This is a genomic window from Lachnospiraceae bacterium oral taxon 500, from assembly GCA_002999035.1.
GTDB lineage: Bacteria > Bacillota > Clostridia > Lachnospirales > Vallitaleaceae > W11650.
Map to the genome: position 1 here is coordinate 1,781,845 of CP027241.1, position 19,791 is coordinate 1,801,635.

20 protein-coding genes are annotated in these 19,791 nt (G+C 42.2%); all 20 read left to right on the plus strand.

The window, feature by feature from the left end; genetic code table 11:
- Position 1 precedes the first annotated feature (1 nt).
- The 20 genes from C3V36_08175 (at position 2) to C3V36_08270 (ending at position 19,747) form a co-directional block, all read left to right on the plus strand.
- A complete protein-coding gene (locus C3V36_08175; protein AVM69218.1) occupies positions 2-2,785 on the plus strand; it encodes an alfa-L-rhamnosidase RamA in 2,784 nt (927 codons plus the stop codon).
- Between the two features lie 260 nt (positions 2,786-3,045).
- Positions 3,046-3,564 (plus strand): RNA polymerase sigma factor, encoded by a 519-nt coding sequence (locus tag C3V36_08180; protein AVM70484.1) that lies wholly within the window; start codon positions 3,046-3,048, stop codon positions 3,562-3,564.
- A 1-nt stretch (position 3,565) separates the two neighbouring features.
- Entirely contained in the window at positions 3,566-4,321 is a 756-nt protein-coding gene (locus C3V36_08185) for a hypothetical protein (GenBank protein AVM69219.1), read from the plus strand.
- Positions 4,302-5,180 (plus strand): ABC transporter ATP-binding protein, encoded by an 879-nt coding sequence (locus C3V36_08190; protein ID AVM69220.1) that lies wholly within the window; start codon positions 4,302-4,304, stop codon positions 5,178-5,180. Before C3V36_08185 ends, C3V36_08190 begins: the two co-directional genes overlap by 20 nt.
- Entirely contained in the window at positions 5,177-6,340 is a 1,164-nt protein-coding gene (locus tag C3V36_08195) for an ABC transporter permease (GenBank protein ID AVM69221.1), read from the plus strand. The genes C3V36_08190 and C3V36_08195 overlap by 4 nt, the downstream gene beginning before the upstream one ends.
- A 158-nt stretch (positions 6,341-6,498) precedes the next feature.
- Positions 6,499-7,476, plus strand: a complete 978-nt coding sequence (locus C3V36_08200; GenBank protein ID AVM69222.1) for a fructosamine deglycase — start codon at positions 6,499-6,501, stop codon at positions 7,474-7,476.
- 104 nt (positions 7,477-7,580) lie between these two features.
- On the plus strand, positions 7,581-8,912 hold the full coding sequence (locus tag C3V36_08205; protein ID AVM70485.1) for an ABC transporter substrate-binding protein: 1,332 nt from the start codon (positions 7,581-7,583) through the stop codon (positions 8,910-8,912).
- Between the two features lie 63 nt (positions 8,913-8,975).
- Positions 8,976-9,869 carry an ABC transporter permease gene (locus C3V36_08210; protein AVM69223.1) on the plus strand — a complete coding sequence of 298 codons (894 nt, stop codon included), beginning with the start codon at positions 8,976-8,978 and terminating at the stop codon, positions 9,867-9,869.
- Complete coding sequence (locus C3V36_08215) at positions 9,866-10,711, plus strand: ABC transporter permease (protein AVM69224.1); 846 nt, start codon at positions 9,866-9,868, stop codon at positions 10,709-10,711. The genes C3V36_08210 and C3V36_08215 overlap by 4 nt, the downstream gene beginning before the upstream one ends.
- 60 nt (positions 10,712-10,771) lie before the next feature.
- Positions 10,772-11,587 carry a carbohydrate kinase gene (locus tag C3V36_08220; GenBank protein ID AVM69225.1) on the plus strand — a complete coding sequence of 272 codons (816 nt, stop codon included), beginning with the start codon at positions 10,772-10,774 and terminating at the stop codon, positions 11,585-11,587.
- Positions 11,588-11,835: 248 nt separating this feature from the next.
- Positions 11,836-12,603: a GntR family transcriptional regulator gene (locus tag C3V36_08225; protein ID AVM69226.1), complete on the plus strand. Its 768-nt coding sequence runs from the start codon at positions 11,836-11,838 to the stop codon at positions 12,601-12,603.
- Positions 12,604-13,422: 819 nt separating this feature from the next.
- A complete protein-coding gene (locus C3V36_08230; GenBank protein AVM69227.1) occupies positions 13,423-14,517 on the plus strand; it encodes a redox-regulated ATPase YchF in 1,095 nt (364 codons plus the stop codon).
- Between the two features lie 367 nt (positions 14,518-14,884).
- A complete protein-coding gene (locus C3V36_08235; GenBank protein AVM69228.1) occupies positions 14,885-15,712 on the plus strand; it encodes a metal-dependent hydrolase in 828 nt (275 codons plus the stop codon).
- Between the two features lie 255 nt (positions 15,713-15,967).
- A complete protein-coding gene (locus tag C3V36_08240) occupies positions 15,968-16,411 on the plus strand; it encodes a 50S ribosomal protein L13 (protein AVM69229.1) in 444 nt (147 codons plus the stop codon).
- 16 nt (positions 16,412-16,427) lie between these two features.
- The gene (locus C3V36_08245; protein ID AVM69230.1) at positions 16,428-16,820 is read left to right on the plus strand and encodes a 30S ribosomal protein S9; all 393 of its coding nucleotides are present in this window, start codon (positions 16,428-16,430) and stop codon (positions 16,818-16,820) included.
- Positions 16,821-16,931: 111 nt separating this feature from the next.
- Positions 16,932-17,156 carry a hypothetical protein gene (locus tag C3V36_08250; GenBank protein AVM69231.1) on the plus strand — a complete coding sequence of 75 codons (225 nt, stop codon included), beginning with the start codon at positions 16,932-16,934 and terminating at the stop codon, positions 17,154-17,156.
- A 41-nt stretch (positions 17,157-17,197) separates the two neighbouring features.
- Complete coding sequence (locus tag C3V36_08255; GenBank protein ID AVM69232.1) at positions 17,198-17,422, plus strand: hypothetical protein; 225 nt, start codon at positions 17,198-17,200, stop codon at positions 17,420-17,422.
- A gap of 496 nt (positions 17,423-17,918) precedes the next feature.
- Complete coding sequence (locus tag C3V36_08260) at positions 17,919-18,659, plus strand: hypothetical protein (protein AVM69233.1); 741 nt, start codon at positions 17,919-17,921, stop codon at positions 18,657-18,659.
- Between the two features lie 331 nt (positions 18,660-18,990).
- Positions 18,991-19,395, plus strand: a complete 405-nt coding sequence (locus C3V36_08265; protein AVM69234.1) for a DUF1722 domain-containing protein — start codon at positions 18,991-18,993, stop codon at positions 19,393-19,395.
- Positions 19,379-19,747, plus strand: coding sequence for a hypothetical protein (locus C3V36_08270; GenBank protein AVM69235.1), 369 nt, complete (start codon positions 19,379-19,381; stop codon positions 19,745-19,747). Before C3V36_08265 ends, C3V36_08270 begins: the two co-directional genes overlap by 17 nt.
- The last annotated feature ends 44 nt before the right edge of the window (positions 19,748-19,791 follow it).

Sequence of the window (19,791 nt, forward strand, 5' to 3'; positions counted from 1 at the left end):
TATGCGCATTAGAAATTTAAAAACAAATCATTTTGAAAACCCTATCGGATATCAGATTTCGTCCCTTTCCCTATCATGGAAAGTGGAAGCGGCCAAGGGAAAGAAAACAGCACAGGCCCGTGTAAAGATTGCGGAAGATGAAGCATTTGAAAATATTGTATGGGACAGCGGATTAAGAAGCAATATGGACAGTGCGGCTTTTGCACCGGATTTTAAGCCGGCGGCAAGAAGCAGATATTATTGGCAGGTAGAGGTAATTGACGATGCGGGGGAAGGCGGAGTCAGCGATATTGCCTTTTTTGAAACGGCGCCGGAAAAAGTCGAGGGAAAGTGGATAACGATGCCTTTTGCCAAGGAGATTCATGGTCTATATCGGAAATTAATAGAAGTTCCGGCCGAAACCGGAATAAAAGCAGCCCGGCTTTATATTTCCGGTCTTGGACTCTATGAGGCATATCTAAATGGAAAAAAGATTGGTGATGAGTATTTAACGCCTTTTTATAATGACTATAACTACTGGGTTCAGTATCAAAGTTATGATGTGACGGATATGCTGGCAGCGGGCACGAACGAACTGAGAGTTATGCTGGGCAACGGCTGGTACAAAGGGCGGTTTGGCTTTATTGACAAATTGGATAGACTCTATGGCGATACCCAGACCATGATCTGTCAGCTGATAATAGAACTGGCTGATGGAAACCGAATTTCTGTCGGCTCGGATGAAAGTTTTCAGTGCCGGCAGTCGCCCGTATTAGAGAGCAGCATTTATGACGGAGAAGTTTACGATGCCAATCTGGAAGTGGTTGAAGAAAATTGGGAACCGGCAGTTTTGGCTGATGAGGAGATTCAGCGCTGGTCAGAAAAGCTGATGCCGCGCTATAGCTTGCCGCTGACGATTCATGAAGAATTTAAGCCGATAGAGATTATTCATACGCCGGCCGGAGAAACGGTGCTGGATTTCGGGCAGAACCTGACGGGGCTGTTTTACTTTACCTGTGATGAACCGAAAGGTACGCGCGTTTATCTTCAGATGGGAGAAATCCTGCAAAACGGTAATTTTTATAATGAGAATCTGCGGACTGCCAAACAGGAGTTTGTCTATATTTCTGGCGGGAGCTGCCGCGTAGTCAGACCGCATTTTACATTTTACGGATTCCGCTATATGAAAGTCGAGGGGATTGGAGATATCAAGGCGGCTGATGTTACGGCGTGCGCTCTTTATTCGGATATGGAGGAAACGGGGCGGATTCAGACCTCTAATCCGAAAGTCAATAGATTGTTTTTAAATGCGCTGTGGGGTCAAAAAGGTAACTTTGTAGATATACCGACCGATTGTCCGCAGCGGGATGAGCGGATGGGCTGGACCGGTGACGCGCAAGTGTTTGCGGCTACCGCATCTTTTAATATGTATACGCCGGCGTTTTACAGCAAGTTTTTATACGATATGCGTTTGGAACAAGAGGATTTGGATGGGGCAGTACCGCATGTTGTGCCGGATATCTTAGATCAGATTAATGTTGTCCTGAAAGACCCGGAAAGAGCCGGTCAATTGGGGATAAAGACCAAAAAGGCGGACAATGGCAGCGGAGTAGCGCATGCGGTCGGAGCAGATGAGGAAGACGAGGCGGCGGCACCGGTTGAGGAAGGCGGGGCTGATTTGGCCGAGCCGGAAAAAGCGGCGGGTTCCTGCGCATGGGGGGACGCGGCTACTGTGATTCCCTGGACCACTTATATGTTTTATGGAGATAAAGCATTGCTGGCAGCGGAATATCCCAATATGAAGATGTGGATTGATTATATTCATAAGATTGACCGGACAAAGTGCGGTGGTCAATATCTATGGACCCATGGATTTCATTATGGCGATTGGCTGGCCTTGGATAATTTTCACAAGGACACCTGTATCGGGGCGACGGATACTTATTATGTGGCAAGCAGCTACTATTTATATTCAGCTGAACTGACAGCCAAAGCGGCAGCGGCACTTGGCAAGGCGGAGGATGCTGATTATTATGTGAAGCTGGCTGAAAAAGTAAGAGCGGCTATGCGCAGGGAATACTTTACGGCAAGCGGCAGACTGGTGGTAGACACGCAGACCGCTTTGGTCTTGGCTCTTTATTTTAACATTGTCCCGGAGGAAGCAAGAGAGAGGACAATAAAGGCTCTTCAGCGGAAACTGGATGAGGAAAATATTCATCATACGACCGGATTTGTCGGCACGCCGTATTTGTGTCCTACCCTTACCGGGAACGGCCTTGTCGATTATGCGTATACCTTGCTGCTCAACGAGGATTTTCCCAGCTGGCTTTATGAAGTAAACATGGGCGCTACGACTATATGGGAAAGATGGAATTCCGTTCTTCCCGATGGCAGTATAAGCGATACCGGAATGAACAGCTTGAATCACTATGCGTATGGCTCCATTGTTGAGTGGATGTACCGCTATATGTGCGGCATCAATCCAGATGAGAAAAAAGCCGGATTTAAAGAGTTTGTTATAAAGCCCTATCCGGACAGGCGCTTTGAGTATGCCAAGGCAGAATATCAATCGGTTTATGGATTGATTGAAAGCGGTTGGCAAAAGATAGAAAATGGCTGGAGATTTAATATCACCGTTCCATTTGACACCCGGGCGATATTTGTTCTGGAAGATAGATTGGCGGGTGCGGTAACAGTGGAAACCGAAGCGAATATAGAGGCAGCGGATATTGAAAAATTATTAAACGGTGAGCGTCAGGCGGTTTTGCAGCCGGGCAAATATGAAATCCAAGTGACGGAGCGTTAGGCGATAATATAAACTTTCACTGCAAAACAGGCGAAGCTGTCCGGTCAGGGAGATTTGGCGAAACAGGCCCAAGCCGTGTATTATCGGAATGGCAGGCCTGAATCACCGGTGCGTTAATCGCAAGTTGTTGTCCAGTTTAATAGGTTAGAGAAGGCGGTCAGAAGTGGCTGCCTTTTTTGATAACAATACTATCTTTTTTGGTTTCGCAGTTGTTATACAAAGTAAATGGAGATTTTTCCGGAACAGAAAGCAGGGTGCATGTGGATACGGATTATAAGCTGATAAAAAGAATGCGGCAAGGCGACGACGCTGCCTTTAACATTTTTATTCATAAATATTACACGGATATATTGAGGTATTGCACATACCATTGTTACGACAGTGAAGAAGCCAAAGACCTCACGCAAGATACATTTTTGCGCTTTTTTGCCGGATTTTCCGGTTACACGCATAGCGGCAAGGCAAAAAACTATCTTTACACGATTGCCGGCAACCTTTGCAAAAATTATTACAAAAAAGCAAGAGTCCGGTCGGGGGAAGCACTTGATGAGGGAATACTTTCGGAAGACTTAGAAGATGAATTGACTTCTCAAATTACAGTTCGCATGGGTCTTGACCGATTGCCGGAAGAATTGCGGGAGGTGATTATCCTGTATTACTATCAGGGGTTGAAGCAGACCGAAATTGCAAGTATTTTGGGAATCGGACTTCCGCTGGTGAAGTACCGGCTGAAAAAAGCGAGAGAGCAACTGGAAGAATTATTAAGGATGGAGGGATAATGTGGATATAAAGAAATTGCTGGACCAAGGACGCATAGAAATTGCAGCTGAGGAGACGGAGATTCAAGCCGTCACCCGGAAAGCAAAAACAATTTTTCTGGAAAGTGAAAGCAGGCAGCTTCTTTCCTGCCATGAGTTTATCCGGGCGCAATTCCGTATGCTCCGTAAGAGATGGTGGGTGCTTCAATTTGCTGTTTTGTACTTGGCATGGCTGTTCCTTTTAACTGAAAACGAAGCATTTTATGTGCGGCGCGGAATGGGGGTATTTGCGGCTTTATTTGCGGTCATTTTGATTCCGGAATTATGGCGGAATTTGACAAACCGTTGTATGGAAGTTGAGATAGCCTCCTACTATTCCCTGCATCAGATTTATGCGGCAAGAATACTTTTGTTTGGCGCTGTAGATGTACTATTACTGACAGCATTTATTGGCGGTGCACATTATTTTCTTAGGATTGCATTGACGGACCTTGTTACACAATTCCTGTTGCCTATGGTCGTGACCGCCTGCATTTGCTTTGTGGCACTCGGCAAGCAGCACCGTAACGAATGGCTTGCGATAGGACTTTGTGTTTTGTGGAGTGGTGTTTGGTGGGCGATTATTGCTAACGATTCATTATATTTGGCAATTACTCTGCCAATCTGGGTGGCTGTTTTCGCTTTTGCATTTTTGTTCCTTGCATTTTCCGTTTATCGGCTGCTGAAAAACTGTAATAAGTACAGGGAGGTGAATCTAAGTGGAACTGTCTTTGAATAGTTTAACCAAAAAATACGATGCGCTCACGGCGGTAAAAGATGTGAATCTGACCATGACGAGTGGTGTTTATGGCCTACTGGGTGTGAATGGGGCAGGAAAAACAACGCTGATGCGAATGATCTGTACCCTAATCCGACCATCTCGGGGAAACATTACTTACGATGGCAAAGACATCTGGGAAATGGAAGGAACTTATCGGCGGCAGTTAGGGTATCTTCCGCAGGATTTTGGCTATTATCCTGATCTGACGGTGACAGATTACCTGATGTATATCGCGTCCATAAAGGGATTGCGGCCGGCCTTTGCCAAGAGCCGGATTAACGGTCTTTTGGAGCGGGTCGGCATGATAAAGGCGGCTAAAACCAAGATGCGAAAACTATCCGGTGGTATGCTGCGGCGGGTCGGTATTGCGCAAGCCATATTAAATGACCCTAAAATTCTGATTCTGGACGAGCCGACCGCCGGTCTTGACCCGAATGAGCGAATCCGGTTCCGAAATCTTATCAGTGAGCTTGCTGAGGACAGGTTGGTTTTGCTGTCAACCCACATCGTTTCGGATGTTGAGTTTATTGCAAACGAAATTATCCTGATGAACAAGGGCGAGTTTTTCTTTACCGGAACGGCCGCGGAAATCGTGGCTGCCATCGGCAAAGAGGTATGGACTTGCACGGTTCCCCGGCAGGAAGTCGATGAATATTTGAAACGCTATTTGGTGGCAAATGTGAAAACGGCCCCGCACGGTGCGGAACTGCGTATTCTTTCGGCTTATCCTCCCGTGGCGGATGCCCGGCAGGAACAGGTCACTTTGGAAGATGCGTTCCTCTTTTATTTTGGGGAGAAAGCAGGTGAAGCAGAATGATATTGAAATATGAACTAAAGAAAATCCTGAATAAGCGGATGAATCGTGTATTGCTTGCGGCTGCGCTGCTGCTGATGGTTGTTTTCAGCATCTTTGCAGTTGGCAGTTTTCGCGCCCGGACTGTAAGCACCGGCGGAGAAATCGTGACCGGTCTTTCGGCTGCGCGCATTATGATTGCCGATAAAAACCGGTGGCAAGGAGAACTGACGCCGGAAGTAATTGCCAAGAGCGTAGAAAGCAGTCGAGCCGGTGATTCCCAGTCTACCATAGACATCATATTTTGGGCCAGCAGAATGTTGGTTGGTGAGTTTAATAGCTTTGATGACTATGAAGCGATTCTCTCCGCAGATTCAGCTCAAATTGCCTCGCTCTATGATATTTATCATAAGAACTTGAGAAAAATGAGCAAGGAATATGGAGATACCCCGGAGAAACAAGCGTTCCTGATGGAGCAGTATGAAAAAATCGACACTCCTTTTATCTATGAGGCATACGATTCTTGGGAGACGATGCTGCTGTATGCTACAACAGGCAGTCTTATTCTGATTATTGTGATTGGCTTTTTATCTGCCGGCATCTTTGCAGAGGAATTTCAGTATAAGGCTGATGCAGTGTTCTTTTCGACAAGGCATGGACGGAGCAATGCGGTATACGCGAAAATCTGTGCCGGTTTGATTGTTGCAACCTTGGTTTACTGGATTGGGATTGGCGTTCTTTCTGCTATTTCCTTTGCTTTTATGGGTATCAGCGGCGCAGCCACTACGTATCGGTTAAGTCGGCCGTATGCTGTTTATTCTGTTACGTTTGGCCAGATGTATGGCATTCTCGTTTTAGGGGGGTATATCGCAAGCCTGCTTGCCGCCTCTGTGGCCATGTTGATTGCCTCAAAAACAAGGACGATGAGTATTGCGGCAGTGGTTCCGTTTGTTTTATTCTGCGTGTCGCCGTTTATCGGACGCGTCCTGCCGTTTCGCACATTTTTCAGCCTGACGCCGGATCAGTTGACGAACATATTAAACTGCGCCCGTATCCCATACGTCTACCAGATCGGAGGCATCGTTTTCCGGCAAATTCCTTTCATCATAGTTTTTTATGCCGTGCTTGCTGTTGCCCTGCTTCCGCTGGTATATCGAAACTTCCACAGGCTGCTTTTGAAATAAGGGGAAGGCAAAAATCCACGTCCCCCCTTCCGTGTGGAAATTACTTTTTCACTTTACAGTCAAAAAATAATTGACAAACGGCATAATATAATATATTATATTATCACATTATATAACGTTATATACAATGCGAACTAATATAAAAATGGAGGGCGATTATGAAGCAGGAACACATTGACCAGATTAACAAAGCGGTTGCAGCAGTTGCAGCCAAAAAGCGTATCAATCATTTTTATTTTGTGGCGTGTGGGGGATCTCAAGCCTTTATGATGCCGGTGCGGTTTATGTTTGACAAAGAGATTGAGATTCCGGCGAGTATTTATACGGCAAATGAGTTTGTACATGAAAAGCCCAAAGCGTTAGGGGCAGATTCGGTTGTTATTACCTGCTCTCATTCCGGAAATACACCGGAGACAGTCAAGGCGGTTGAGGTTTCCAGGGAAAAGGGAGCAACTACTATCGCATTATCTAATTTGGTAGATTCTCCATTATGGAAAGCGGCAGAGTATCCCATTCATTATGATTGGGGGAAGGATGCGGATGCTAGTGATTTAAATAAAGCTATATTGTATTCTTTGGCATTCCGTATTTTAGATGCTATTTCGCCTTGCGATAAATTCAAAGAAGGAGTCGTTTCGGTAGATCATATAAACGAAGTCTTAAATAAAGCAAAAACACAATATGCAGAGACCTTAAAACAGTGGGGAAAGCAGTATAAGAGAGAAAACTTAATCTATACTATGGGAAGCGGTGCTTGTTACGGCGAGGCGTATTCTTTTGCTATTTGCTTGCTGATGGAAATGCAATGGATTCATTCCAACTGTATCCATGCCGGTGAATATTTCCATGGGCCGTTTGAGGTTACAGATTATGATGTTCCGTTCATTATTATCAAAGGGCTTGGCTCTACCAGACCTTTGGATGAAAGAGCCTATAATTTTTGCCAGAAATATTCGGATAAGATTATGCTGGTGGACTGCGAAAAGTTTGACATGACAGGTATTGCTGAGAGTGTCAGAGAGTACTTTGCCCCATTGGTTGCCGGTGCGGTTCTTCGGGCTTTGGCAGACGAATTTGCATACCAGAGAGGTCATGAACTTAGTGTTCGTCGTTATATGTGGAAATTAGAATATTAATTGGATATTCGATTTTGACGGAAGAAGATGATGTAAGAAGCATAAAAAGGGTGATTTTTCATTGTTTTGTTACCAAGAAGTGATAAGGAGGAAACATTATGAAGATGAAACGAGCAGCAGCAGTATTATTATCCGTAGTCACATTGGCTGTACTTTCTTTGGCAGGATGCGGAAGTAACAGCAAAGAAACAGATACGACAAAGCCGGTAGATGCTTCAAAGCCGGCAGATACCTCAAGTTCTGGTGAGAAAGTGGTGATTAATTTCTTTCATCGCTGGCCAAATGATCCGAAAAACTCTATGTTTAAGGAATTGATTCAGAAATATATGGATGAAAATCCAAACGTTACCATTAACATGGACTGTATTTTGAACGATCAGTACAAAGAGAAAATTCGTATGGTTGTTGGTACGGATGAGATTCCGGATATTTTCTCTTCTTGGTCGGGTACTTTCGCTCAGGAAATGATTGCTCCGGGCAATGTTGCTTCATTAAATGATATGTATAAAGACGATACGGAATGGTCTTCCAAAATTGCTCAAGCCAGCATCGACAAGTTTACATTTGACGGTAAAATTTATGGTGTGCCATGGTCTCAGGACGGCAAAGTGTTTTATTACAATAAGAAAATTTTTGAAGAAAATAAGTTAACGATTCCAAAAACTTGGAACGAGTTTATTGCAGTATTGGATACTTTAAAGGCAGCTGGTTATGAGACGCCGGTTATTGCCGGTTTAGCCGATGGCTTTGAATCTCTTCACTATTTGGGAAGCATGAATCAGAGAATGATTGATCCGGAAGTTTTAGCAAAAGATTATAATGCGGCAACGGGTGAATTTACAGATCCCGGTTATACGGAAGTTTTGAAAAAATGGCAACAGTTAACGACTTATATGGGAATGATGAGTACGGCAATTGATCATCAAACTGCAAGAAATACTTATTTTGCAGCCGAAAAGGCGCCGATTATGTACTTGCAGTTCGCAGAAATTACTATGTTAGAAAAGTCTATTCCGGAGGGGTTTGAGTATGGCTTCTTCAATTTCCCTGCATTTGAAGAGGGGAAGGGTGATGTGAATGCTCTGACAGGCGCACCGGAAGGATTTATGATTAGCAATAAAACGAAAAATCCCGAAGAATGTAAAAAGTTCTTGAAATGGTTGGTAAGTAAGAACGGCGGAGAATATTTGACAACAAAATGTGGCGATATTTCATCTGTTGCAGGTGCGGTAGATGAAACCAATGCGTTACCGGCACAATTAGAGGCTATGAGTATTATTCAAAATGCAAGCCAATTAGTTCCTTGGTTTGATAATGCGTGTGATCCGGCTGTATATACTGTATATGGCCAAATGGCACAGGCAATAGCAACCGGGGATGAAACGCCGGAAAGTGCAATGGAACAGGTAAGAGCAGCAGCGGCATCGTTACATTAATCCTAGATTCAAAGGGGTTCAGGGGCAAAAGCTGCCCCTGAACCAAACAAAAGATGGGGGTGGATGATTTTGACAAAGAAAAAGAACTTGGAAGCATTTATTTTTGCGGTACCAGCACTTCTGCTCCTTGGAACATTTATATATTTTCCCTTGATTGAAAATATTGTATATAGTTTTCAGTCTTTTACGCTTTCTTCGGTTAGCAGAGAATGGGTGGGGCTGACCAATTATAAATATCTGTTTTCTGATAAAACTATTTTGACCTGCTTGGGAAATAATATTCTCTATGCAGTGATTTCAATTATTATTCAGGTAGGATTTGGGCTGTTACTTGCGGCTGTACTGGAGGATACGGTATTTCGTAAAGTGGCTCCATTTTTCAGGAGTGTGTATTTTATCCCGACCGTTATTTCGATGACGGTTGTATGCTTATTGTTCAAATTTATTTATAATCCTCAAATGGGATTGCTAAATAGTTTTTTAAAAACGATGGGGTTGGAAAGCCTTGCCAAGATTTGGCTGGGAAGCAAAAAAACGGCTATGCTTGCTGTTATTGCGGTATCCCAGTGGCAGAGTACGGGCTATGTGGCTATGCTCTTTATTGTAGCAATTCAGAAAATTCCGAAAGATTTGTATGAGTCTGCAGAAATAGACGGTGCTGGAAAAATCAAAAGATTTTTTTATATTACGGTTCCGCAAGTAAAACAAATGTTTTTTGTCACGATGATTTTGACGGTTGTAGGTGCTTTTACCGTATTTAATGAGCCGTATATTTTAACCGGCGGAGGTCCGGGTACAGCGACTATGGTATTATCCTTGCATATGTATCAGACTGGCTTTATAAAAAACAATATGGGCTACGCATCGACGATTGCGATGTTGATTTTTGTAATTACCGCTACACTATCTTCCGTGCAATTTTTCAGTTATGGCACAGAAAAGGAGGATGGCAGATGATGAAAAAACGATTAAAACGGAAAAAAATTGGGATAGGAGAGGCAATATGGTTTATAATCCTTTGTATTTTGGCCGTTTTGATTATTTATCCTTTGTTATGGATTTTAATGTCTTCTTTTAAGGACTATCAAGGGATATATGGTGATGTTTGGGGCTTTCCTCAGAAGTGGCTATGGGGAAATTATGTGACCGCCTGGAATAAGGGAATTTCGCTATACTTTGTAAATAGTTTAATCGTAACTATCGTAACCCTAATCGGAGTAGTGTTCGTGGCATCTTTTGCCGCTTTTGGAGTGTGTCAAATTAAAGGAAAGTTTGGCAATTTTGTGTTTTTACTTTTTTTGTGCGGATTGTTGCTTTCCCCGCAGGTATGCCTACTTCCTTTGTTTATGCTGTTAAAGACGCTAAAACTAAAAAATACGCTCTGGGCAATGATTTTGCCGTACATTGCGTTTCGACTTCCGGTTTCGATTATGCTTGTTCGGTCGTTTTTTGTCACCATTTCCAAGGAGTTGGAGGAAGCGGCTATCATTGATGGAGCAAAACTATTTGGAATTTATAAAAGCATTTATTTGCCGTTATCCAAGCCGATTTTGTCTACGGTGGTGATTATGACGGCATATTATGCATGGAACGAGTTTGTGTTTGCGACAATTTTTGTGGATAGTTCTGCGCTTCGCACGATTCCAGTCGGCTTGATGACTTTTAGCGATGGCTTGATGACGGAATGGGGTGTGGTTTTGGCTGGTATGGTAATTGCTTGTTCCCCGATTATGATTTTATTTATTATCATGCAGAAGAACTTTGTTCGGGGTATGACTGCCGGTGCGGTGAAAGGATAGAGGCCTGCCTATCATAACCAATATTTGAAACTTTGATAAGAAGAGGAAGGGTTTTAAGATATGAGATTGATTGCGATTGGTGATAATGTGACGGATTGCTATATAGATGAAAAAATATATTTTCCGGGTGGAAATGCCCTTAATGTAGCGGTGAATTGTAAAAAAAATGGGGCGGAAAGAGTCAATTATATCGGAATATTTGGAGATGATGAACGTGCGGAGTATATCAAGCAGTGTTTGACGGAAGAGGGGGTTACTTTTGAGCGATCCAGAAAGGTATACGCTCCCACAGCTCAGCCAAGAGTGTATTTAAAAGATGGAGATCGAGTGTTTGCGCCGGGGATACGGGATAGCTGTCAGCACTTGTTTGCTATTAGAATTGTCGAAGAGGACGAAGCGATTATCAAAGAATACGATGTTTGCCATACCAGCTGCTATTCCAGTTTAGAATATGAATTGGAAAGGCTTTCGCAGATTTGCCGGATATCGTTTGATTTTTCTGATAAAAAAGAGCAAGAGTATTTACGGAGAGTCTGTCCATATCTGACATATGCGTTTTTTTCCGGTTCGGATATGACGGTTGAGGAATGTGAAACGTTCTTAAAACAGGTGCACAAGTTGGGAACCAAGATTGGAGGGATTACCAGAGGATCCAAAGGGGCAATTTTTTATGATGGAGAAAAATTTTATCACCAGGGGATTAAAAAAATAAATATAGTAGATACGATGGGAGCGGGGGATAGTTTTATTGCTGGATTTTTGACTGCTTATGAAGATGGAAAAATAATGGAAGATGCTTTGGACTATGCAGCGGAACGAGCGGCTGTCAGTTGCACTATTCATGGAGGATTTGGGCATCCTCATTCGATGGATTAAAGAGCATAGCCGGATAAGGTAAGTTGACAATTTGATTTTAAAAAGGTATGATAAGCAATTGCGAGATATTGAAAGGGAACTTGTAAAAGAAAAGGTTAAAAGAGGAGATTTGGACAGTATGAATCCCGGGTATGACATTGAGGCAAAATAGAAATGAAAAGATTTCTAAAAGGCTCAGTTTTACCTGTACCAGCAGGTTTCATTGAGGAAAGACGTCGTAAAATAAGAGAAAATAGGAGAAGAAGTCAATGCTGGATCAAAATGTGTCAACACCGCTGTATGAACAACTCAAAAATGTAATAAAAAAGGAAATTGAAAGTAAGAAGTATAGCTATAGAGATCGTATGCCCAGTGAAGCGGAATTAGAAAAACAATACAACGTCAGTAGAATTACGGTTCGCCGGGCGATTAAGGAGTTGTGCGACGAGGAGGTATTGGTTAAAAAGCAGGGAAAAGGAACTTTCGTTATTGGTCCGGAAACTAAGGCGAGACTGGATCAAGGCGTGAGCGGCTTTCATGAGGCTATTACCCAAAACGGGAAAAAAGTCAATTCAGAAATCATAGAAAAACAGATTATTAAAGTGACGGAGTCTTACGCAAAAGATTTGGAAATTAACTCGGATGATGAAGTAATTTATTTGAAACGTGTTATGTATGCAGACGAAAGACCGATTATGATTGATAATAATTATATTCCGCTAAAACGATTTCCGGGAATTTATGAAAAGTTAACAGGTGATTTTTCTTTGTATAAGTTGTTAGAACTGGAATATGGAGTAGTTTTAGAAAAGTATTATAAGGTTTTGAAAGTGCAGAAGGCAAATAAAGAGATAAGCCGGATACTACTATGCAAAACCGGCGATCCAATCTTTGATTTGTTTAAACTTACCTTTGATAAAAAAGGAAATGCTCAAATTGTATCCGTGTCTTTGTTAAGGGGAGAAGGTACTTATTATGTACTTTCGAATGAAGAGAGCGATGAAATTAAACATAATGGGATGAAGTGGAAAATATAAATTTTGTTAGTCTAATTTTGAATGGAAAGATTATGAATTTAAATGTCATAGAATGGAATCTTAATTTTGGAAGTTACAATAAGGCGAAACCGGCAGAATTTAGCAGAGATACGGAACATTCTGATGTTCAAGATTTATATCAATATAAAATAAAACCGGAACGAAAGAGCCAAGTGAGTTGAGGTTTTATAATTTTCATAAAATAAGGGATCTACTGGAGAAAAAATATGTATTAAAAGAAATCGAGGGTGAGGAGAACTCGTGGGGCTTAATAAAAAAACGACAAGATTGAGTTTGGGTATGGTTGTGTGAAAAATGATTTGATTTTTTGGTCTATAGATATCAAAGGAGAAGCGGAAGAAGAATTTTTCTTTTGAAAGCTCAAGAGTAGAAGAAAAACCAAGAAGCCCCTTTTTTTAATGGATAGGAAGATAGACTCTTTGTCAAATGGTGTTGGTCAGTTTTTGAGAATAAAATCAGGGCTTAAGGTGAGATGGCATTTGGCTATCTCGCCTTTTATAGTAATATGACAATTCGCTTTTCAAACTTTTGGCCTGCGACAACAAAAATGTCGGGGGTTATTCTGAGAGAGCTTCTGCTCCCTGCCAATTGACAAAGCCCGAAATGCTGATATAATGTTACTGTTATGGCAACAGCCGGTGAAAAGATAAGAATAGATAATGCCCTTAATGCAATTATGACGGCAGCGATAAAAGGGTGTATTTCCAGTGTTTTCATGGGTTTGCCGCTGAATTGGATGAAACAGCAAGTCACAAAATATTCGCAAAATAAAACACAATCAAAGGAGAAGTATATATTATGAAATTAGGAATCATAGGCCTCCCCAATGTGGGCAAGAGTACATTATTCAATTCTTTGACCAAGGATAAGGCAGAGGCTGCCAATTATCCGTTTTGTACGATTGACCCCAATGTCGGGATTGTTACCGTACCGGATAAGCGGCTGCAGGTTTTGACGGAGTTATATCAGTCGCAAAAAACAACGCCGGCGGTGATTGAGTTTGTGGATATTGCGGGCTTGGTGAAAGGAGCCAGTCAAGGCGAAGGACTGGGAAATAAGTTTTTAAGCCATATTCGTGAAGTTGATGCGGTGGTGCATGTTGTTCGCTGTTTCGAGGACAGCAATATCGTCCATGTAGATGGTTCGATTCAGCCTTTGCGCGATATTGAAACCATTCAGCTGGAGCTGATTTTTTCGGATTTGGAAATCTTGGAACGCCGGATTGCCAAAACGGCAAAGACGGTGAAAGCTGATAAATCATTACAGGGCGAGATGGACTTTTTATTGCGGATCAAAGAAGTCTTAGAAGGCGGAAAATCCGTTCGGCGGATGACGATGACGGAAGAAGAAGCCGAAATGCTGAAAGAATTCAATCTGCTCAGCGCCAAGCCGACGATTTATGCGGCCAATGTGGCGGAAGAAGATTTGGCGGACGACGGTGCGGCCAATCCTTTTGTGCAGTCGGTGAAAGAACTGGCGGCAGCTGAGGGGTCAGAGGCTTTTGTGGTCAGTGCTAAGTTAGAGTCGGAAATTGCCGATTTGGACGAAGCGGAAAAGAAAGAGTTTTTGGAAGAACTGGGCTTAAAGGATTCGGGCCTGGATAAATTGATTCATGCTTCCTATTCGCTTCTTGGCCTAATCAGCTATCTGACGGCCGGAGAAAAAGAGGTGCGGGCGTGGACGATTACCAAGGGAACTAAGGCTCCCGGAGCGGCCGGTAAGATTCACAGTGATTTTGAGCGAGGCTTTATCAAAGCGGAGATAGTGTCCTATGATGACCTGATTGCCTGCGGCAATTATCAGGCGGCCAAGGAAAAGGGACTGGTGCGGCAGGAAGGCAAGGAATATGTGGTCAAGGACGGCGACGTTATTCTGTTCCGGTTTAATGTTTAAATAATTAACTCAACTTTCCCATGTTCGCCAGAACAGTCTTTTTTAGACTCGTTGCATGGACTCACTCCCGCGATTTGCAAAGCAAATCGCGGGAGTGAGTCCATGCAGACTGCCCGCCCGGGCAGAAAGCGAAGCTTTCGATCAGGGCATCTGCTCTCCGAGCGGGATAGAGTCAAAAAAGACTATGGCAGATTGCCCGCCCGGGCAGAAGTACGAAGCACTTCGATCAGGGGAAAGTTGAGTAATTAAGTACCGGCAGTTTGACAGGGATGTTGAAAGCGTTAGCCAGGGATTGCTGATGCCGGCGGGTGACAACATCGGCTAAGTTGTCAAGCAAGTTACCGGCGAAAAAGAAAGCAGGGAAAGCATGAAGATAGATAGCCATATTCATATTACGCCACCGGATATTATTCGGGATTTTAAGAAAATCGGAGAAAAAGAGCCCTATTTCCGGCTGTTATCGGAAACGCCGCATAATCGCTTTGCTACTTATGAGCAAGTGACCGCTCATTTGCAGGACAATGATTTTGATAAAGGAGTTGTCTTTGGCTTTGGCTTTCAGGATATGGGGCTGTGTCGCTATGTCAATGATTACACAATGGAAGCGGTGCGGCAAAATCCTGACCGCTTGATTGGGTTTATGGTTTTGCCGGTGCGCCATCCCGATATGGCTCAGGAAATCCGCCGCTGCTATGAAGGTGGATTAAGGGGCGTGGGTGAGCTTTTTCCCGAGGGGCAAAAAATGGATCTGACGACGCTTCATCAGACTCACTTCAAAAATTATTTGCAGGAATACCGACTGCCGCTTTTGCTGCATACGAATGAAACCGTAGGACATGTCTATGCCGGAAAAACCAAGGTAACGATGAAGGAAGTGGAAACCTTTATTTATCACCATCAGGAGTTACCGATTATTTTAGCGCATTTTGGCGGCGGGCTGCTGTTTTTTGAACTAATGAAAGAAATACGGGCGGCGTTTGCAAATGTTTATTATGATACGGCGGCTGCCGTCTTTTTATATGATAAGGCGATTTATCGGGCTGTCCGTGAGATTGGTATTTTGGATAAGATTTTATTTGCAACCGATTATCCGCTGTTGCCGATTTCCAGATATCAGGAAAGTCTGACCGAGTTAAATGATCAGGAACGGGAAAAAGTGCTGGGCACAAATGCAGTCAAGGTTTTGGGTTTATAAAAAAGGATTGCGGCCAGGTGCGTTACGGTTCAGGCATAGCGTTAGAAAATAGGCATAAATGATGGATATACTTTTTTAAGCTAAGATTTTCGCTGGTATCAACCATGCTGGCCGGAACTCTAATCAAAATTCAAAAAAGGTACTTGACAGCAGAAGATAATTTTAATATAATAACTAAATGTGAATTCATATATCCCTTAGCCCCGGATCTTATGAATGACAAAGAAAACCGGAAAAGAACAAGGAGGAAGATTGATGAAAACATTCATGCCAAAGGCAGCCGAAATCAGTAGAAAATGGTATGTTGTTGATGCTGAGGGACAAACTTTAGGAAGACTTGCATCGGAAGTAGCTAAGGTGCTGCGCGGAAAAAATAAACCGACATTTACCCCCCACGCTGATATGGGAGATTTTGTGATTGTAGTGAACGCCGATAAGGTGGTATTGACCGGAAATAAATTGGACAAGAAGTTCCATTATCATCACACCGGATATCCCGGCGGATTGAAGTCAGTTAAGTACAGGGATTTATTAAAGAATAAACCGGAAGAAGTTGTTATGCATGCCGTTAAGGGTATGCTGCCGAAAAACTCTTTGGGCCGTCAGACCTTGAAGAAGCTTCGGGTGTACAGCGGTGCGGAGCATCCGCATGCAGCACAGAAACCGGAAACGATGACACTGAACATTCAATTAGGCTAATAAAGGAGGGTAATCCATGGCTTCAGTACAATATTACGGCACAGGTCGCAGAAAAAGCAGTGTAGCAAGAGTATATTTAGTTCCCGGTAATGGGAATATTACGATAAACGGAAAGAGTATTGACGAATATTTTGGTTTGGAAACCTTAAAGACGATTGTTCGTCAGCCGTTGACTTTGATTGGCGCATTGGGACGCTATGATGCCAAAATCACCGTTAAAGGCGGTGGATTTACCGGTCAGGCCGGTGCAATCCGGCACGGTATTGCCAGAGCACTTTTGGAAGTAGATGCCGACAATCGTCCGGCTCTGAAAAAAGAAGGCTTCTTAACTCGCGACCCGCGGATGAAAGAGAGAAAGAAATACGGTCTCAAAAAAGCCCGTCGCGCCCCTCAATTTTCCAAAAGATAAGCAGATTTGCATTTTCAATCAAAAAAGAAAGCCGGAATGCTTGCATTCAAGGGCTTTCTTTTTTGATTGAAAATATAAGAATGCCAGAAAGGACCGAGGGCGAAGCCCGAGGTGGTTTCTGGCAGCAAATCTGCTTATCGGAGAAGAAGGAAAGGGAAAGAAAGCCGGAATGCTTGCATTCAAGGGCTTTCTTTTTTGATTGAAAATATAAGAATGCCAGAAAGGACCGAGGGCGAAGCCCGAGGTGGTTTCTGGCAGCAAATCTGCTTATCGGAGAAGAAGGAAAGGGAAAGAAAGCCGGAATGCTTGCATTCAAGGGCTTTCTTTTTTGATTGAAAATATAAGAATGCCAGAAAGGACCGAGGGCGAAGCCCGAGGTGATTTCAGGCAGCAAATCTGCTTATCGGAGAAGAAGGAAAGGGAAAGAAAGCCGGAATGCTTGCATTCAAGGGCTTTCTTTTTTGATTGAAAATATAAGAATGCCAGAAAGGACCGAGGGCGAAGCCCGAGGTGGTTTCTGGCAGCAAATCTGTTTATCGGAGAAGAAGGAAAGGGAAAGAAAGCCCGAATGCTTGCATTCAAGGGCTTTCTTTTTTGATTGAAAATATAAGAATGCCAGAAAGGACCGAGGGCGAAGCCCGAGGTGATTTCAGGCAGCAAATCTGCTTATCGGAGAAGAAGGAAAGGGGAAGAAAGCCCGAATGCTTGGCATTCAAGGGCTTTCTTTTTTGATTGAAAATATAAGGATGCCAGAAAGGACCGAGGGCGAAGCCCGAGGTGGTTTCAGGCAGCAAATCTGCTTATCGGAGAAGAAGGAAAGGGGAAGAAAGCCCGAATGCTTGCATTCAAGGGCTTTCTTTTTTGATTGAAAATATAAGGTTCTTTGTCAAATGGTGTTGGTAAAGAATAAAATGATTCTTTGTCAAATGGTGCTGGCAGAAATTAAAGAATAAAATCAAGTTTCAAGGTGAGACGGCGTTAGTGATCTCACCTTTTATAGTTGATGGAATTTTGATATAAAATGAAAAGTTAAAAATACCGTTCATTGATATTGCTAACAGTTTAGAGTATAATAACTTTTTGAAGGGGGGATGTCTTGTGGATTCAAAAACTTTAAAATCAATATTGAAAATCGGTGAAACTGTCGCAGTTGAGTTTAAACGCTGTGGTAATGGTATTGAATCTGATACTTATGAAAGTGTATGCTCCTTTTTGAATCGATTTGGCGGAGACATATTTATGGGAGTACTGGATGATGGAACGGTTAGTGGTATTCCACCGAGAGCCGCACCAGATATGGTGAAGAATTTTATCGCTGTTATCAGCAACCCTGCTATTTTCACTCCAACAATTAACGGATTCATTACGCCGGAAAATCTGGAGCCAAATCCGAAAAATCCATTGATTGCATCTTTTTTCAGAAATATTGGCAGAGCTGACAGATTAGGTTCTGGTGTGCATAAGTTGTTCAAATATACAAGAGCCTATTCTGGAAAAGATCCTGTGTTTGAGGAGGGGGATGTGTTTCGGATTGTTGTGCCATTAGATGATAAGTATTCATTTGATAGGGAAATCGGTTCAGAAACCAATCGAGAAACCAATCGAGAAACCAATCGAGAAACCAATCGAGAAGATTTTCTAAAAATCAATATGGCGAAGGCGTTGGTAATTCTTACAGAGGAACCGTCAATTACACAGCTGGAATTAAAAGATAAACTACAAATTTCTCTGATGTCTGTTAAGCGTGTTATGAAAGGGCTGCAGGACAGCAGCATGATTGAACGAATAGGTTCCAGCCGAAAGGGATATTGGAAGATTATAAAAAGGGATAAGAAATAATTTGGCAATCCGATGGTTTCGGATTGTCGGATCGTGAGATAAATACAAAAACTTTTGAAAGCCCGAATGCTTGGCATTCAAGGGCTTTCTTTTTTGATTGAAAATATAAGAATGCCAGAAAGGACCGAGGGCGAAGCCCGAGGTGGTTTCTGGCAGCAAATGGACGGAAGCTTGATAAAAAATAGATTATAATGTTTTAAGCTATGAGTTGATTAATATGGCTATACATGATAGTATAATAAATATATAGATTTAGGGCATATTTGAATAGGTATAAAGTACTGAGATATTTCATAGATGATGCTGAGAATATTTTGAAAGAAGGCGCAAAGTGAAGCACAAGAATATAAAAAAAGAATGTGAAGATGTATGGGCAAAAAATAAATATTATGTGCTGAGTAAATCGCATAAGGCATATCTGGAGATAAGAGAGTATTTGAAAGCAAAAGAAGTAGATATTTTATTTTTAAATGAAAAAATACAAAAAGCAAGGGATCTAAAAGAAAGTAAAAAAGATTTTAGTAATGCTATTCTTCATGTATGGGGATATTTCAAAAAAGAGGCAAGCGAAATTGAAAAACAAGGATTATTTAATATATTAGAAGAATATATGGCAGGGAAGAATAATCAGAAATCTGTGATTGAATATATCAATACCTTACTAAAGAAATATCCAAATAAATATTTACAAGAATCTACTTTATTAACAGGAGAACAAGATGAGACTCTGGCATGAACAAATGATTCATCTATTGCCTAAAAATCAGCTTCTTGGACAACATAGAGAATGCTGTGCGCTTAGGGGAAATGGGTGGAATAAGAAACATAAAACAGTAGATTATGTATTTTTATATTCTCCATATCACTTATTTATGTATCATTCATTAGTTATGGATGAAATGGAAAAAAGAGGATATAAGGTTTCTGAAGAATGGAGAGATAAGAATTATAGAGGAAAGAAAGCAGAAAATTACTATAATCTTGAAGAAAAAAAGATAGATAGCCCAATTTACAAAGAACATAATACGGAATATCTATTTGAGTGTATAGAAAACTTACGAAAAAAAGGGATACAATTGGAACTATAAAAGTTTTGATTGATTTTACTACTACAACTCATTGTCCCACAAGG

What these genes read in the sequence shown, in the direction of transcription:
- C3V36_08200 (AVM69222.1), top strand. Translation starts at nt 6,499, where the DNA reads ATGAAGCAGGAACACATTGACCAGATTAACAAAGCGGTTGCAGCAGTT.
- C3V36_08195 (AVM69221.1), top strand. Translation starts at nt 5,177, where the DNA reads ATGATATTGAAATATGAACTAAAGAAAATCCTGAATAAGCGGATGAAT.
- C3V36_08225 (AVM69226.1), top strand. Translation starts at nt 11,836, where the DNA reads ATGCTGGATCAAAATGTGTCAACACCGCTGTATGAACAACTCAAAAAT.
- C3V36_08205 (AVM70485.1), top strand. Translation starts at nt 7,581, where the DNA reads ATGAAACGAGCAGCAGCAGTATTATTATCCGTAGTCACATTGGCTGTA.
- C3V36_08240 (AVM69229.1), top strand. Translation starts at nt 15,968, where the DNA reads ATGAAAACATTCATGCCAAAGGCAGCCGAAATCAGTAGAAAATGGTAT.
- C3V36_08235 (AVM69228.1), top strand. Translation starts at nt 14,885, where the DNA reads ATGAAGATAGATAGCCATATTCATATTACGCCACCGGATATTATTCGG.
- C3V36_08270 (AVM69235.1), top strand. Translation starts at nt 19,379, where the DNA reads ATGAGACTCTGGCATGAACAAATGATTCATCTATTGCCTAAAAATCAG.
- C3V36_08230 (AVM69227.1), top strand. Translation starts at nt 13,423, where the DNA reads ATGAAATTAGGAATCATAGGCCTCCCCAATGTGGGCAAGAGTACATTA.
- C3V36_08175 (AVM69218.1), top strand. Translation starts at nt 2, where the DNA reads ATGCGCATTAGAAATTTAAAAACAAATCATTTTGAAAACCCTATCGGA.
- C3V36_08245 (AVM69230.1), top strand. Translation starts at nt 16,428, where the DNA reads ATGGCTTCAGTACAATATTACGGCACAGGTCGCAGAAAAAGCAGTGTA.
- C3V36_08220 (AVM69225.1), top strand. Translation starts at nt 10,772, where the DNA reads ATGAGATTGATTGCGATTGGTGATAATGTGACGGATTGCTATATAGAT.
- C3V36_08210 (AVM69223.1), top strand. Translation starts at nt 8,976, where the DNA reads ATGATTTTGACAAAGAAAAAGAACTTGGAAGCATTTATTTTTGCGGTA.
- C3V36_08215 (AVM69224.1), top strand. Translation starts at nt 9,866, where the DNA reads ATGATGAAAAAACGATTAAAACGGAAAAAAATTGGGATAGGAGAGGCA.